The organism is uncultured Paenibacillus sp., from assembly GCF_963515335.1.
In the GTDB taxonomy this organism is placed as follows: domain Bacteria; phylum Bacillota; class Bacilli; order Paenibacillales; family Paenibacillaceae; genus Paenibacillus_I.
Genome location: NZ_CAUPYC010000042.1, coordinates 1 through 16,023 on the forward strand (window position 1 = coordinate 1; position 16,023 = coordinate 16,023).

The 16,023-nt window shown below is 60.3% G+C and carries 11 protein-coding genes; 10 read left to right on the forward strand and 1 reads right to left on the reverse strand.

The genetic code is table 11. The features are described 5' to 3' along the window. From RWM61_RS13460 to gyrA, 9 genes are all read left to right on the forward strand, one after another. On the forward strand, nucleotides 1-1,880 hold a 1,880-nt coding region (locus RWM61_RS13460), incomplete at its 5' end, for a dynamin family protein (RefSeq protein ID WP_314001591.1). A gap of 322 nt (nucleotides 1,881-2,202) precedes the next feature. Further along, entirely contained in the window at nucleotides 2,203-3,981 is a 1,779-nt protein-coding gene (locus RWM61_RS13465; RefSeq protein WP_314001593.1) for an ABC transporter ATP-binding protein, read from the forward strand. Then, nucleotides 3,978-5,795, forward strand: coding sequence for an ABC transporter ATP-binding protein (locus RWM61_RS13470; protein WP_314001595.1), 1,818 nt, complete (start codon nucleotides 3,978-3,980; stop codon nucleotides 5,793-5,795). Before RWM61_RS13465 ends, RWM61_RS13470 begins: the two co-directional genes overlap by 4 nt. Nucleotides 5,796-5,851: 56 nt before the next feature. Beyond that, nucleotides 5,852-7,033, forward strand: a complete 1,182-nt coding sequence (gene purT / locus RWM61_RS13475) for a formate-dependent phosphoribosylglycinamide formyltransferase (RefSeq protein WP_314001597.1) — start codon at nucleotides 5,852-5,854, stop codon at nucleotides 7,031-7,033. Nucleotides 7,034-7,472: 439 nt separating this feature from the next. Beyond that, nucleotides 7,473-8,435 carry a GDSL-type esterase/lipase family protein gene (locus tag RWM61_RS13480; RefSeq protein WP_314001599.1) on the forward strand — a complete coding sequence of 321 codons (963 nt, stop codon included), beginning with the start codon at nucleotides 7,473-7,475 and terminating at the stop codon, nucleotides 8,433-8,435. A 72-nt stretch (nucleotides 8,436-8,507) separates the two neighbouring features. Then, nucleotides 8,508-9,557: an ABC transporter ATP-binding protein gene (locus RWM61_RS13485; RefSeq protein WP_314001601.1), complete on the forward strand. Its 1,050-nt coding sequence runs from the start codon at nucleotides 8,508-8,510 to the stop codon at nucleotides 9,555-9,557. After that, the gene (locus RWM61_RS13490) at nucleotides 9,550-10,530 is read left to right on the forward strand and encodes an ABC transporter permease (RefSeq protein ID WP_314001603.1); all 981 of its coding nucleotides are present in this window, start codon (nucleotides 9,550-9,552) and stop codon (nucleotides 10,528-10,530) included. The genes RWM61_RS13485 and RWM61_RS13490 overlap by 8 nt, the downstream gene beginning before the upstream one ends. A gap of 128 nt (nucleotides 10,531-10,658) precedes the next feature. Next, the gene (gene parE / locus RWM61_RS13495) at nucleotides 10,659-12,632 is read left to right on the forward strand and encodes a DNA topoisomerase IV subunit B (protein ID WP_314001605.1); all 1,974 of its coding nucleotides are present in this window, start codon (nucleotides 10,659-10,661) and stop codon (nucleotides 12,630-12,632) included. 13 nt (nucleotides 12,633-12,645) lie between these two features. Continuing rightward, a complete protein-coding gene (gene gyrA, locus RWM61_RS13500; RefSeq protein ID WP_314001607.1) occupies nucleotides 12,646-15,087 on the forward strand; it encodes a DNA gyrase subunit A in 2,442 nt (813 codons plus the stop codon). Between the two features lie 40 nt (nucleotides 15,088-15,127). On the opposite strand, the gene RWM61_RS13505 is transcribed toward gyrA, so the two are convergent. After that, nucleotides 15,128-15,295: a hypothetical protein gene (locus tag RWM61_RS13505; RefSeq protein ID WP_314001609.1), complete on the reverse strand. Its 168-nt coding sequence runs from the start codon at nucleotides 15,293-15,295 to the stop codon at nucleotides 15,128-15,130. A gap of 202 nt (nucleotides 15,296-15,497) precedes the next feature. Here RWM61_RS13505 and RWM61_RS13510 point away from each other — a divergent pair, with 202 nt between their 5' ends. After that, entirely contained in the window at nucleotides 15,498-15,905 is a 408-nt protein-coding gene (locus RWM61_RS13510) for a MarR family transcriptional regulator (RefSeq protein WP_314001611.1), read from the forward strand. Nucleotides 15,906-16,023 lie beyond the last annotated feature (118 nt).

A 16,023-nucleotide genomic window follows, 5' to 3' on the forward strand; every position in this document is an offset into this window, starting at 1 on the left:
CGCAGCGGCTCGCGGCGGGCAAGCTGCGACGCGCTTCGTCGCTGCTCGCCCCTTATGCGCCGCTCGCCCAGTCGGCGCGGACGATGCGCGCCAAGGCCGACCGTCTGGAGGGCGGCCGGTTTACGATCGCGCTGTTCGGCGCGTTCAGCGCCGGCAAATCGTCCTTTGCCAACGCGCTGATCGGCATGCCGGCGCTGCCGGTATCCCCGAATCCGACAACGGCGGCGATTAACCGGATTGTGCCGCCGTCCGCGGACTACCCGCACGGCACGGCGCGCATCGTCATGAAACGGCCGGAAGCGCTGCTGGACGACGTACGCCATTCGCTCGAGCTGCTCGGTGAGGAAGCGGCAGCCAAAGGCGGCGACATCGGACGTATGCTGGAGACGGTTCGCGGACTGAAGCCCGGCGACCTGCATCCCGGCGGACGCCCGCATTACAGCTTCCTAAAAGCGGCGCTGAGCGGCTGGGATACGTACGGCTCCATGCTCGGCGCGGAGCTGCGCGCGGACGAAGCCGAATACCGCAGGTTCGTGGCGGAGGAATCGCGCTCCTGCTTCGTGCAGGAGATCGAGCTGCACGTCGACTGTCCGCTGACGGCGCAGGGCATCGTGCTCGTCGACACGCCGGGCGCCGATTCGGTCAACGCGCGCCATACGGAGGTCGCTTTCCACTATATCAAGAACGCCGATGCGATCCTGTTCGTCACTTACTACAACCACGCGTTCTCGCAGGCGGACCGCCAGTTTCTGCTGCAGCTCGGCCGGGTGAAGGACCAGTTCGAGCTGGATAAAATGTTTTTCGTCGTCAACGCGGCCGATCTCGCCGCCGACGCCGCCGAGCTGGAGGATGTGACGGCGCATGTGGAGCGCAATCTGCTCCAGCACGGCATCCGTTTTCCGCGGCTGTTCCCGGTGTCCAGCCTGCAAGCGCTGGATGCCAAGCGGGAGGCCGATCCGGAGCTGCTGGCCGCCTCCGGCTTCGAGCAGTTCGAGAGCGCGTTTCTGGCGTTCACGCAGGAGGAGCTGGGCGGCATGGCCGCCGAAGCGGCCGGCCGGGAGATCGCCCGCGCGCTCGGCATTGTGGAGGGCTGGCTTGACGCATCCGGGCAGGACGCCGCGACGCGCCGCCGCCGGATTGCCGAGCTTCACGGGCAGACGGAGAGCGCCCTCGCGCTTGCCTCCGGCTCCGTGGACGCCGCATCGTTCGAGCCGCTCCGCCAGGAGCTGCGAGAGCTGTTCCACCATGTGCTGCAGCGGATTCGTTATCGGTTCGGCGAGCATTTCAATTACGCGTTGAACCCGTCGAGCCTGCAGGACGACGGACGCGATCTGCGCAAAATGCTCTGGATGTCGTGGCTGGAGCTGCAGCGGCTGCTGCGGCAGGAGCTCGAGCAGGAGCTGCAGGCGACGTCGCTGCGGCTCGGCAATGCGCTCCGCCGGATGGCCGTCCGCCATTACGAGGCGGCAGCCGCCTCGATCGGCGCCGAGCTCGACGGCTTTGCGCCGGCCGCGTTCGAGCCCGAGGCGCCCGAGGCGCCTGCGGCCGCGGAGGAATGGCGCACCGACGCCGTGGAGCTGAAATGGCTGTGGGCGCGGTTCAAGAGTCCGCGGCAATTTTTCGAGGGCGAAGGCAAGACGGCGCTTCGGGGCGAGCTGGACGGATTGCTGGCGCCTGCCATGAAGAGCTGGATGGAAGCCGCGGCCGAGCGCTGGGAACGGCACTACCTGCAAGCGTGGGAAGCCGCGCTGCGTCAGGCCGCCGATCTGCTGATCCGCGAGGCGGGCGATTTTGCGGCCGGCCGGGAAGCGTCATTGGAGGAAGCGATCGGGGCGGACGAGCTTCGCAAATTAAAAGCAGGCCTTGCCGAATTGATTTAGCGCGCCGCCGGCCCGGACACGAACATCGCTCGGCAAATTTACCGCCGTTCAATCCGGATTTTATCGCAATTCAACCTTGGTGCCCGATCGGGCGCCAAGGTTTTTTTGTCGGCTCGAGGCATTTATGCCAAAACGAAAGAAATCGCTACCATTAAACACGATTTCAGACGATTCGGGAGATTTCCGGGCAATTCGTATTCGTAACGAAAGGATTCGCTGAATCCGGTTGGAAAATGGCGCCGCAGGCTGTTTGCCGAATGCTTCAAGAAGCTGGTAATATGCTTTCATGCTTTGCAAAAACAGCTACGGGGGAGAGACGGAAGTGGACATATTCAGGCAGCTGAAACCATTTTATTGGCCGGATCGCAAGCTACTCGCATTATCGATTTTCGCGCTGATGTGCACGACGGCGCTCGGCTTGGTTTATCCGAACATGCTGCGCATTCTGATCGACGACGTCATACAGAAAGGAAATTACGGCTGGGTGCCGGCGCTGTCGCTCACGGTCGTAGGCGTCATCGCCCTCAAGGCCGCCATGCAATTCGTGCACGGTTTCACCGGCGGGCGGTTGGGCAACCGCGTATCGTACCGGCTTCGCAATTCGCTTTATAAGAAGCTTCAGTACTTGTCCTTCCAATATTACGATACCGCCAAAACGGGCGATCTCATGTCGCGGCTTACGGCCGATCTTGAGGCGATCCGCAACTTCGTCGGCTTCGGCTTCGCCCAGATTCTGAATATGTTCCTGATGGTTGTATTCGGCAGCGCGGTGATGCTGTCCATACACTGGCAGTTAACGCTGATCACCTTCGTCTCGATTCCGTTCCTTGTGTTTACCGCCTTGAGGTTCGAACGCAGGATCCATCCGGAATTTCGCGAGATGCGGCAGGCGATGAGCAAGCTGACCACGGCCGTCCAGGAAAACATTACAGGTGTGCGGACGGTCAAGTCGTTTGCGCGCGAGGGGCACGAGGTCGAGAAATTTTCGCTCCGCAACGATGAATACAAAGCGAATCAGATCGGTGTCGCCTTCACGTGGGGCAGCTATTTTCCGGTGATGGAGCTGCTGGCCAGCCTGTGCGTCGTGGTGCTGCTCGTGTTCGGCGGCTCGCTCGTCATTCGCGGCTCGCTGACGCTCGGGGAGCTGGTCGCCTTTTTCAGCATGACCTGGTATATCGTAGGCCCCATGTGGGGGCTCGGGTTCCACATCAACAACTATACGCAGTCCAAGGCGTCCGGCGAGCGGGTGCTTGAATTGTTGAACCATCACATTCACGTGAAGGACGCCGGCAACGCGCTTGTCCTGCAAGATGTAAAAGGACACGTCCGCTTCGAGAACGTCACTTTTCATTATCCGGACAAAGCGCCGGCCGTCTCCGGCCTGACGCTCGACGCGCCGCCCGGCACCGTCATCGGCCTGCTCGGGGCCACCGGCTCCGGCAAATCGACGGTCATCCAACTGCTGATGCGGGCGTACAACGTGCAGGAAGGCCGCATTACGCTCGACGGCCACGACATCAGGAAGCTGTCGCTGGAAAGCCTGCGGTCGCAGATCGCGCCCGTTTTTCAGGAGACGTTCCTGTTCTCGGCCTCGATCCGAGAAAATATCGCTTACGGCGTCGCGGAGGTCGAGTTGCAAGACATCATCTACGCCGCGAAGCTGGCGAATGCGCACGACTTCATCATGGAGCTGCCGCTCGGCTACGACACGATCGTCGGCGAACGCGGCATGGGGCTGTCCGGCGGACAAAAGCAGCGGATCGCCATCGCCCGCGCGCTGCTCCGCAACCCGCGCATTCTGATCCTGGACGACTCGACCAGCGCGGTAGACATGGAGACGGAACACGAGATTCAGGCCGGCTTCAAGGAAGTGATGGCCGGAAGGACGACGTTCATCATCGCCCACCGGATCTCGTCGCTGCGGCATGCCGATGAAATTATCGTGCTGGATCAAGGCCGTGTCATACAGCGCGGGGCGCATGACGAGCTGATTGCCGTGCCCGGACACTACCGCGACACCTATGACATTCAATACGCCGACCGGCCTCGGGAAGAGGATGAGCCGGAGCGAAGCAAAAATGAAAGAAGGGTCGCCAATTGAACTCGCAAGCGCGCAAAAACGAGCGGTTCGTCTACCAGGACGACGAGCTGATCGAAAAGCCGTTCAACTGGGCGCAGCTGAGCCGGTTGATGAAATATATCAAGCCTTACAGCAAGCAGCTGCTGCCGGTCGTGCTGGTCATGATGGTGCTGGGTACGCTGACCCGGCTCGCTGTGCCGGCCATCATCATCCTCGCGATCGACGAGGCGATCGCGCCGAAGCAAGGGGAACCGAGCCTGACGAAGCTTTATACGTATGCCGCGATCGCGTTCGGCCTGTACATCGTGCAGTGGGCGGCCAACACGTATCGAATCCGTTATACGAACGTCATCGGGCAGCGGATCATATACGATCTGCGCCACGACCTTTTCACGCATATCCAGAAGCTCTCATTCCGTTTTTACGACAAGCGCCCCGCGGGATCGGTGCTCGTCCGCGTCACGAATGACGTGAACGCGCTGCAGGACCTTTTTACGAACGGGGTCGTCAACCTGATGATGGACAGCGTGCAGCTCGTCGGGATCGTCATCATCCTGCTCGCCTGGAATTTCAAGCTCGGCCTGGCGGTCATGATCACCGTTCCGCTGATGTTCATCGTGTCGTCGGCGCTGCGGAAGCGGATTCGTTTTGCCTGGCAGGATGTCCGGATCAAGCAGTCGCGCATCAACTCTCATCTGAATGAGAGCATTCAGGGCGTGAAGGTGACGCAGGCCTACGTGCAGGAAAAAGCGAACATCGGTTATTTCGACCAGATGAACACGGTCAACCGCAAGGCGTGGAACAAGGCGTCGATGCTTAACCAGATGTTCGGGCCCGTGATCGAGGTCACGTCCGCAATCGGCACGCTGATTCTTTTCTGGTACGGTGCCAACCTGGTCCAGACAGGGGCCATTACCGTCGGCCTGCTCGTCGGCTTCGCCAACTATATCGGCAACTTCTGGGATCCGATCAACCGGCTCGGCCAGATGTATTCGCAGCTGCTGATCGCCATGGCGTCGTCCGAGCGGATTTTTGAATTCATCGACGAGAAGCCGACGGTGAAGGAGAAGGATAAGGCGGCTGAGCTGCCGGAAATCCGCGGCGACGTCATGTTCGACCGGATCGTATTCGAGTATGAAAAAGGGCGTCCGGCGCTGAAGGGCATCAGCCTCGACGTGAAGGCGGGACAGTCGATCGCGCTGGTCGGCCATACGGGCTCGGGCAAAAGCACGATCATCAACCTGCTGTGCCGGTTTTACGATCCGGTTGAGGGACGCGTGCTTGTCGACGGAACGGACATCCGGGACGTCACGATCGAAAGCTTGCGGTCGCAGGTGGGCATCGTGCTGCAGGACACGTTCATTTTCTCCGGCACGATCCGCGACAATATCCGCTACGGCCGGCTTGACGCGACGGATGAAGAGGTGGAGCTCGCCGCGCAGGCTGTGAACGCGCACGATTTCATCATGGGGCTGCCCGACGGCTATGACACCGAGGTGCAGGAACGCGGCAGTGTGCTGTCCATGGGCCAGCGTCAGCTGCTGTCGTTCGCGCGCGCGCTGCTCGCCGATCCGCGGGTGCTGATTCTCGACGAGGCGACGGCCAGCATCGATACCGAAACCGAGCTCAAAATTCAGGAGGCGCTCCGAACGCTGCTGTTCGGGCGGACGTCGTTCATCATCGCCCATCGGCTGTCCACGATCCGTCATGCCGACAGCATCGTGGTGCTGGATCACGGGCGGATCGTCGAACAGGGCAATCATGACGAGCTGATGCGGCGTCAAGGCGTCTATCACGGTTTGATCGAAGCGCAGTACCGGTTTTTGTCGGCTTGACTTTTGGGCGCAGGAACCTCCACAATGGAAGAAAAAACTGGGAGGTTCCTTTTGCTATGTACGGTTCCCCATTGACGCCGCAAGCGCGGCGTATGATGCTTCTGGGCTCGGGAGAGCTCGGCAAGGAGGTCGCGATCGAAGCGCAGCGGCTCGGCATCGAGACGATCGCGGTCGACCGCTACGCGGGCGCGCCTGCGATGCAGGTGGCCCATCGCAATTATGTAATCGACATGCTTGACGGCGCGGCATTGCGGAAGGTGATTGCCCAGGAGAAGCCGGATTTGATCGTGCCGGAAATTGAGGCAATCGCCACCGCAACGCTCGTTGAACTGGAGCGGGAGGGCTGCCGCGTCGTGCCGACGGCGCGAGCCGCTCAGCTGACGATGGATCGCGAGGGCATTCGCCGGCTTGCCGCGGAGACGCTCGGCCTGCCGACTGCGCCGTATCGGTTCGCGGATACGCTGGACGAGCTCCGCGCGGCCGTGGAAGAGCTCGGAACCCCTTGCGTCATCAAGCCGATTATGAGCTCGTCGGGCAAAGGGCAGAGCGTCTGCCGTTCGGCGGCCGAAGTCGAAGGCTGCTGGAATTACGCGATGGAAGGAGGTCGCGCGAAGAAGACGCGGGTGATCGTCGAAGGGTTCATCCATTTCGAGTCGGAAATTACGCTGCTGACCGTCCGTTCGGTGTCGGGCACGTCCTTCTGCCCGCCCATCGGCCATGTGCAGAAGGACGGCGATTACATCGAGTCGTGGCAGCCTCATGACGTCAGCGAACGCGACCGGGAGCAGGCCGAACGGATTGCGCGTTCGGTGACCGAAGCGCTCGGCGGGTACGGTATCTACGGCGTCGAGCTGTTTCTGACCCGGGAGGGCGTGCTGTTCAGCGAAGTATCCCCGCGGCCGCACGACACCGGCATGGTGACGATGGTCACGCAGGACCTGTCCGAATTTGCACTGCATGCCCGGGCCATTCTCGGGCTTCCGATCCCGACGATCCGGCTTCTGACACCCGGCGCTTCGCATACGCTGAAGGCCGACCGGGAAGCGGCGGCATTCCGCATCGGCGGGCTTGAGGACGCCCTGGCGCTGCCGAATACGCAGGTGCGCGTGTTCGGCAAGCCGGAGACGAAACCGGGCCGGCGGATGGCGGTGGCGCTCAGCACGGCCGACACGACGGACGGCGCGCGGGAGCTTGCCCGGCAGGCGGCGGAATCGCTCCGCATTTCATACGAAGCTTGAGCAAGCGGCTGAACCGGACCCGGTTCCGGCTTGCGGCGGCCGGTCACGATCCGGCTCGTCCGCGGCCGGCCGGGTCTGTTTTTATGCAGACGCTTGCAGGAGTCAAAGTTGAAGGTGGGAGCGGGGCTGTAAGTGTCCGGCGCACCTTAGGGCGTGGAGCGGAAGGTGGGGGCAGAGCTGTAAGTGTCCTAGCGCACTTAGAGTAAGAAGCAGAATGTCGGTTAAATAGTCGGCGTGGAGCGGGACGGCAGCAGTAAGAAGCAGAATGTCGGTTAATTGGCCGGTGTCGGGCAGATGGGCAGCAGTAAGGAGCAGAATGTCGCAGGCAGCAGTGCGCATACCGTTTCCAAGCATTTGCAAATCCTGGACGAAACCAGTAAGGTAAAAGTAATTAACTCGAATCTTGTCGGATTCAGAAGATGCCGGAAAGGGGGATCGCATGATGCAAACAAAAGCGCTTTGGCGCACGATCGGATTTACGTCGTTGGCCGCAACGCTGCTGTTGCTGTTCGGTTTCGGCTACGCGGTTAACGAGCTGCTCAACCCGCCGGCTCCCCGTCCGGCAGCCGATCCGGAGCCCTCGCCTGGGACGGGCAGCCGGCCTCCCTCTGTACGGGAAGGCTACCGCATCGTGGCGATCGGCGACTCGTTGACTCAAGGCATCGGCGATGCGAGCGGCGAGGGCTATGTGAAGCGTACGGCCTCATTACTGCAAAAGAAAACCGGCAAACCCGTTGAAATTTTGAACAATCTGGGGGTGAGCGGACTGCGGGCGGACGAGCTGGCGGATCGCCTAAGCGAAGACGATGCGTATACAATGGCTTTGAGCCGGGCGAATCTCATCCTGTTCACGATCGGCGGCAACGACCTCTTTCAGTTCGCGCAAACGGAATCCGGACTGGCCGATGCCGACAAGGGTTTCCCCGCAGAAGCGAGTCCCCAAGGCGCGGCCCCCATCACACCGCCCGGCGCAGCCCCCGTCACACCGCCCAGCACACTGCGCGGCACGGCCCCCGATCAGGCCGCTGTCAGTGCGCCCGGCCCGGCTTCCCGCATAGCGCTGGATCCGCGGCGGTCCAAGCAGCGGCTGGGGGAAGGCCTTGAAAGGCTGAAGCGGGTCATCGACCGGCTGCATGAAATCAACCCGGAGGCGTCAGTCGTGTACGTCGGGCTGTACAACCCTTTTTACGACATACCGGAGCTTCGCACGGGAAGTCTGGTCGTCCAGGACTGGAATCGCGAGGCTTACGGCATGCTGCAACGGTATCCCAACATGACGCTGGTGCCCACGGCCGACCTTTTCGAGACGGCGATAAGCCGCCATTTGTCGCAGGATCGTTTTCACCCGAATGGGGACGGATATGCCGCGATTGCCGAACGGATCGCACAAACGCTCGAGTGAAAAACTGCGTCGTCGGTTCCACCCCGGTATCCGCTCAATCGCCCGCACGACGGAATGGAGGTTTGCATACGAATGTCTCTTCACGAACCTCCGGCGACAGCCGGAAGCGCACAACCCGAACAGGCCGCACAACGCGCGCAGACGGCACAACCCGAACAAACCGCGCAAGCCGCCGAACCCGTATTGTCCGTCCGCGGACTGAAAAAACGAATACGCGGCAAATGGATCATTCACGGCGTCGGCTTCGAGGTGCGCGCGGGTGAAATTTTCGGATTCCTCGGTCCGAACGGCTCCGGCAAAACGACGACAATCCGCATGCTGGTCGATCTCATCAAACCGACGGAAGGCGAGGTGCGCCTCTGCGGCTTCAACGTGCACAAACAGCCGGAGCAGGCGCTTCGCCACGTCGGCTGCATCGTCGAAAATCCGGAGGTTTACCCGTACCTGACCGGCCTGGAAAATCTTCAGCATTTCGCCCGCATGCAAACCGGCGTCGACGACGCCCGAATCCGCGAGGTCGTCGGCATCGTCGGTCTTGAGCAGCGGATCGGCGACAAGGTGAAGACGTATTCGCTCGGCATGCGGCAGCGGCTCGGCATCGCGCAGGCGCTGCTCGGAAGGCCCCGGCTGCTCATTCTGGACGAACCGACGAACGGACTCGATCCCAAGGGCATCAAGGAGCTGCGCGAGTTTATTCGCGGATTGGCGGCGCAAGGCATGAGCCTGTTCATAAGCAGCCATCTGCTCAGCGAAATACAGCTCATGTGCGACCGAGTGGCGATCATCTCGTCAGGGAGCGTGCTTGCCGTAGGAAGCGTCGAAGAGCTGGTCAAACAAGCCGGCTCTTATGTCGTTTGGCAGTTCGACCGGCCGGAAGCGGGGAGCGCCGCCCTCGAATCGATGCCTGACATCCGCATTGTCCCGCCGGGCGGGCATCGCATCGACGAGAGCGTACTGGCCGTGCTGCCGGGTGCCGTCGTAACGGTGATGAGTGCCGAACAAATACCCGCAGCGGTCGAACTATTGGTGCGCCGAGGCATCGGTGTGCAGGCCGTTCAGCGGGTGGCGCCCACGCTGGAGGCGTTATTTTTGACGATGACGGAGGGGGAGGGCATTGCGTAATCTGCTGCCGTTGATCGAGAACGAAACGTTGAAGATTTGGAAAAAGAAGCGGTTCTGCGTTGTGGTGCTGATTCTGCTCGTCCTTATCCCGATTTTCACTTATGCGCAGCTGAAAATTTCCGAAAGCAGCCAGGACAAGGATTGGCGGAACCGGCTGCTGCAGCAGATCACCGATTATCAGAACATGCTTGCGAGCGACCGCATTCCGGAGGAATGGAAGACGTACCGCAAGGTCGTCGTCCAGCAGCTTCAATATTATCTCGATCACGACGTCAATCCGAACAGCCCCAGCGGCGTTACGTTCACACGCGAATTTCTGGGCAATTCCGTCACCCTGTTCATTCCGCTTCTGGTGCTGGCCGTGGCCGGCGATCTCGTGTCGGGCGAACGGACGGCGGGCACGATCAAGATGCTGCTGACGAGGCCGGTCCGCCGGTGGAAAATATTGCTCGCGAAGCTGGCCGCGCTCACCTTGTACGTGTCGCTCATTCTGGTAACGGCGGCGGCGCTCAGCTACGGCATATCCGGTATGTTCTTCGGATACGGAGGCTGGGACGCGCCGGTATTTACCGGCTTTGCCGTGAACGGCGCGGAGCTGGGCACCGAATTCGTGCGCGCGGTTCCGCAATGGCTTTTCCTGCTGATGCAAGGCGGGCTCATCTGGTTCTCTGCCATGACCGTCGCCTTGCTCGCGGTGATGGTGTCGGTGCTCGTCCGCAGCACGGCCGCCAGCATCGTCACGATGATGGCGGCCATCATCGCCGGCACGATCCTTACGGCCATGGCGTCGTCCTGGAACAGCGCGAAATATTTGTTCGCCGTAAATCTTGAACTCACCGGTTATCTGGAGGGCACGCCCCCGCCGATCGCGGGAATGACGCTGCCTTTTTCGCTGGGCGTGCTCACGGTTTGGTCCGCGGTCTCGCTGATCGTTTCGTTTGTCGTCTTTACTAAACAGGACATAATGAATTAAAATAGGTTTTGTTTGCCGAATGTATGTTTGTTTTTTCGGCACTCATTATAACGCATGGCAAGGTTGATGTCGCCGGACCCGGTTGGGCATGACGAATGACCGGGCGATTGAAGATAGGGGGGACGCGTATGGCCGACCAAATGGATCTGTTCACAGACGAAGCGGCAATCGCGAATCGTAATTACGAAGCGGACGACATACAAGTGCTGGAGGGATTGACGGCGGTTCGGAAGCGGCCGGGGATGTATATCGGCAGCACGTCCTCGTCGGGCTTGCACCATCTCGTGTGGGAAATCGTCGACAATGCGGTCGACGAGCATCTGGCGAAGCATTGCTCGGCGATCGAAGTGACGGTACATAGGGACAACTCGGTGACCGTGCGCGACAACGGCCGCGGCATTCCGACCGGCATGCACAAGACCGGCATTCCGACGCCGCAGGTCGTCTTCACGATTCTGCACGCGGGAGGCAAGTTCGGCGGCGGGGGCTACAAGAAATCGGGCGGCCTGCACGGCGTCGGCGCATCGGTCACGAACGCGCTGTCGGAGTGGCTCGAGGTCGAGATTTTCCGCGACGGCAAAATCCATAAACAGCGTTTCGAATACTGGGTCGACAAGCAGGGCAAGGAGCATGTGGGCGAGCCGGTGACCGGCCTTGAGGTGATCGGGAATACCCGGCAGACGGGGACGAAGGTGACATTCAAGCCCGACGCCCGCGTATTTCACGGCAGCATCGCCATTAATTACGAAACGCTGTCCGAGCGTCTGCAGGAGATCGCCTTCCTCAATTCGGGCCTTAAGGTGACGGTTACCGACGAGCGGACCGACAAGGAGAATGTGTTCCATTACGAGGGCGGGGCGAGCCAGTTCGTCCAGTTCCTCAACGAGGACAAGGCGGTGCTGCACGACGTCATTCATTTCAGCGCGGAGAAGGACGAGATCGAGGTTGAGGTCGCGCTGCAGTACAATGACGGCTACACGGAGACGATCGCTTCGTTCGTCAACTCGATTCCGACCCGCGGCGGCGGCACGCACGAGACCGGCTTCAAAACCGCTTACACGCGCGTAATGAACGAATACGCCCGGAAGGCGGCGCTGCTCAAGGAAAAGGACAAAAACCTCGACGGCAACGACCTGCGGGAAGGGATGATGGCCGTCATCAACATCAAGATGGGCGAGGTCGAATTCGTCGGACAGACGAAGGATCAGCTGGGAAGCGCGACGGCGCGCAGCGCTGTGGACGCGGTCGTCGCCGACAAAATGCAGGTTTTTCTCGAGGAGAATCCGCAAGTGGCGCAGATGCTGCTGAAGAAAGCCGTTCAGGCGCACAAGGCGCGCGAGGCTGCGCGCAAGGCGCGGGACGAAATCCGCAGCGGCAAGAAGAAGAGCGAAAGCTCCAACCTGAACGGCAAGCTGACGCCGGCGCAGTCCAAGGATTACATGCGCAACGAGCTGTTCATCGTGGAGGGCGACTCCGCGGGCGGTTCGGCCAAGCAAGGACGCGATTCCAAGCACCAGGCGATCCTGCCGCTCAAGGGCAAGCCGATGAATCCGGAGAAAGCGAAGCTCATCGACATCCTGAAGAACGACGAGTACAAGGCGATCATATCCGCGATCGGCGCCGGCGTCGGACCGGAGTTCGAATCCGAGGAAGCCAACTACAACAAGATCATCATCATGACCGACGCCGATACGGACGGCGCGCACATTCAGGTGCTGCTGCTCACGTTTTTCTACCGGTATATGAAGCCGCTCATCGATACCGGCCGCGTCTATATCGCGCAGCCGCCGCTCTACAAAATCTCGCGCAAGTCCGGCAAGCTCGACACGGTCAGATACGCGTGGACCGATGAGCAGCTCCAGAACTATTTGAAGGAATTCGGCAAAGGCTGCGAGCTCCAGCGCTATAAGGGACTCGGCGAGATGAATCCCGACCAGCTGTGGGAAACGACGATGAATCCGGAATCCCGCACGCTGCTGCAGGTGCAGATCGAGGACGCCGCCAAGGCGGAGCGCCGCGTGTCCACCCTGATGGGCGACAAGGTCGATCCGCGCAAACGGTGGATCATTGAGAACGTAGACTTTACCGAATTCGAGGAATAGGGGAGAACGCCTCATGGGCATGCTGGAGCAATTTTTGCCGGCGTTTCTGGAAGAGGTCGTAGGCGACCGCTTCGGCCGGTATTCGAAATACATTATTCAGGACCGGGCCATTCCCGACGTCAGGGACGGGCTGAAGCCCGTGCAGCGGCGTATTCTGTACGCCATGTACGACGCGGGCAACACGCCGGACAAGCCGTACCGCAAGTCGGCGAAGACGGTCGGCGACGTGATGGGCAACTATCATCCGCACGGCGATTCTTCGATCTACGAAGGCATGGTGCGGATGGCGCAGCCGTGGAAAATGGGGCACACCCTCGTTGACGGCCACGGCAACTGGGGCTCGCAGGACGACGATCCGGCGGCGGCGATGCGGTATACGGAGGCTCGTCTGTCGACGATCGCCATGGAGCTGCTGCGCGATATCGAGAAGCGGACGGTGCTGTTCAAGGACAACTTCGACAACACGGCGAAGGAGCCCGTCGTGCTTCCGGCCCGTTATCCGAACCTGCTCGTCAACGGCGTAAGCGGCATTTCATCCGGCTTCGCCACCGAAATACCGACGCATAACCTGCGGGAGATTATCGACGCCTGCGTCGCCGTCATGACGAATCCGGACATGACGCTCGAGCAGCTGATGGCGATCGTGAAAGGCCCCGACTTCCCGACGGGCGGCCTCATCATGGGCGAAGAAGGCATTCGCGAGGCATACGCGACCGGCAAGGGCAGAATCTATATCCGCTCCAAGACGGAGATCGAAGATTTGCGCGGCGGGCGTCAGCAGATCGTCATTACCGAAATTCCGTACCAGGTCGTCAAATCGCGGCTTGTGACGGCAATGGAGAACATCCGACTGGAGAAAAAGGTCGAAGGCATCTCCGAGGTGCGCGACGAGAGCGGACGCAACGGCCTGCGCGTCGTTATCGAGCTGAAGAAGGACGCGGATGCCCAGGGCATTCTGGCGTATTTGCTCAAGAAAACCGACCTGCAGGTTGCCTACAACTTCAACATGGTGGCGATCGTCAACAAGACACCGAAGCAGCTCGGGCTCAAGGAAATGCTAACGGCGTACATCGACCACCAGAAGGAAGTGGTGACGTACCGGACGCGATTCGAGCTCGAGAAGGCGGAGGACCGTGCGCACGTACTGGAAGGGCTCGTCAAGGCGCTGAACCTGCTGGATGAGATCATCGCGACGATCAAAGCGTCGAAGAACCGCCAGGATGCGCAGAACAACCTGGTTGCGAAGTTCGCGTTCAGCGAGCGTCAAGCCGACGCGATTCTCACGCTGCAGCTGTACCGATTGACGAACCTGGAGATTACCTCGCTCGAGAAAGAGCTGAAGGACATCCAGAAAAAAATCGCGTACTTGAAGTCGATTCTCGAAAGCGAGAAAAAGCTGATCGGCGTCATCAAGGACGAGCTTACCGAAATCAGGAACAAATACGGTATCGACCGCCGCTCCGAAATTCGCGGCGAGGTGGAAGAGCTGAAGGTGAACCTGGAAGTGATGGTGACGTCGGAGGACGTGCTGGTCACGCTGAGCCGCGACGGGTACATCAAGCGGACAAGCATGCTGTCATTTACACGCTCCGGCGGCGAGCTGAACGGCTCGGGCGTGAAGGAAGGAGATTCCGTTCGCCACGTGCTTGAGGTCAACACGATTCAGAATCTGCTGCTGTTCACGCGCAAGGGACAATATTTCCTGCTGCCTGTCCATCAGATACCGGAATTCAAATGGAAGGATACCGGAACGGCGCTCGTCAACGTCGTGCCGATCCCGAAGGACGACGGTGTTGTCAGCATTGTTCCGGTGAAGGATTTTGAAACGCAGAACACGTCGCTTGTGTTTGTCACCAAGCGCGGTCAGGTGAAACGGACGGAACTGAAGGAGTATTATACGACCCGTTCAAGCGCGATCGCCGCGTGCAAGGTGGCGGACGGTGACGAGGTTGTCCGGGTCGCGCTGAGCGACGGCTCGAACGATATGCTGCTCGTCAGCGCCCAAGGCATGTGCATCCGCTTTGCGGAGAGCGAAGTGAACTCGATGGGACGCGTGGCGGCCGGCGTTCGCGGCATGCAGCTCAAGGAAGGCGACGAGATCGCCGCCGCCGAATGGGTAACCGGCGGTGAAGGAGAAGTGCTGGTCGTCACCGATCTCGGTTATGCGAAACGTACGCTGCTGTTCGAATATCCCGTTCAGGGACGGGGCGGCAAAGGCGTCATCACCTTCGAGTTCAAGGAAGGGAAACGCGTGAAGCCGAACGGCGACCGGCTGATCGGTGCGTTCCACTGCAAGGAAGAACGGCTTTATAGGCTGCTCACCGAATCGGGAACGATGCATGAATTCAGCTCCGAGCGCACCGCAATCGACGACCGAAAAGCGGTGGGCCGGGCGGTTGCCCCGCTGGACAAGAAAGACCCGGCAGTGGCGGTTTTCCCGAAATTCGGTCAGTGATTGCGATGCCTGCCGGCGTTCAAGCGCTTGCGGTGCCGGATTAATCATAAGGGCGGTGCGGCGGCTCCAGCTTCTCCAGCAGCTTCAGCATCGTCTCCAGAACGACCCCCAGCGAGGCCGGCTCATCGAGCCGGTCCTGCCATGCGGGGTCTATTTGCATGCCGAAAGCGCTCAGCTTGCGGAGCAGCTCCTTGTTGTCTTGCGTCATGGTTTCCGCCTCCTTGCCTGTCCTTTTTCGACAAGTGCCTAGATTATAGCGTATGTCGGGACATGTCGTAATGTTCATAAACCGATCGATTTATAACGGTAATTATTAATCCCGTTAACCTTTAATTCGACATTGGGGGATGATATAATGGACATAAGGAAACAAATGTGATCGGATGCTGACGCAGAAGGGAGGATGAACGATGCATTCCTTGGAATTTGCCCGTTTATGGATGAAAATCACGAAGGAGTGGAAGCTCCACCTGGAGGAGGAGCTCGCGCCGAATTTGACGGAAGGCCAGCTTTATGTGCTCGAGCTGCTGTTGGCGCATCAGCCGATGAAGCCATCCGACCTTCTGCAATATTTATCGACGACGCCTGCCGCCATTACAACGCTGCTCGATCGGATGGAGCGGGGCGGCTTGATCGCGCGTGCCCGCGACGACGCCGACCGCCGGATCGTCTGGGTGACGGTGACGGAGAAAGGCGAGCAGGAAGCCAAGCGCGGCATGGAGCTGCGCGACGCTTACATCCAGCAGGCGCTTAGCCGGATCTCGTCGCACAATCAACAGCTGCTCGTCTATTTGCTCGGCAAAGTGGCGAATTCGTGACCGGTCGACAAAGCTGGAACTGCAACTGAGCAAAAAGAGCCCGTCTAGGCGCAAACCATGCCTTGACGGGCTCTTTTTTTCAGGAACGGCACAAACCGGGTTTGACCGGGAGCGCGCA

Excerpts from the sequence above, each read along its gene's own strand:
- RWM61_RS13480 (WP_314001599.1), top strand. The coding sequence starts at position 7,473 with ATGATGCAAACAAAAGCGCTTTGGCGCACGATCGGATTTACGTCGTTG.
- RWM61_RS13510 (WP_314001611.1), top strand. The coding sequence starts at position 15,498 with ATGCATTCCTTGGAATTTGCCCGTTTATGGATGAAAATCACGAAGGAG.
- RWM61_RS13485 (WP_314001601.1), top strand. The coding sequence starts at position 8,508 with ATGTCTCTTCACGAACCTCCGGCGACAGCCGGAAGCGCACAACCCGAA.
- RWM61_RS13505 (WP_314001609.1), bottom strand. The coding sequence starts at position 15,295 with ATGACGCAAGACAACAAGGAGCTGCTCCGCAAGCTGAGCGCTTTCGGC.
- parE (WP_314001605.1), top strand. The coding sequence starts at position 10,659 with ATGGCCGACCAAATGGATCTGTTCACAGACGAAGCGGCAATCGCGAAT.
- gyrA (WP_314001607.1), top strand. The coding sequence starts at position 12,646 with ATGGGCATGCTGGAGCAATTTTTGCCGGCGTTTCTGGAAGAGGTCGTA.
- purT (WP_314001597.1), top strand. The coding sequence starts at position 5,852 with ATGTACGGTTCCCCATTGACGCCGCAAGCGCGGCGTATGATGCTTCTG.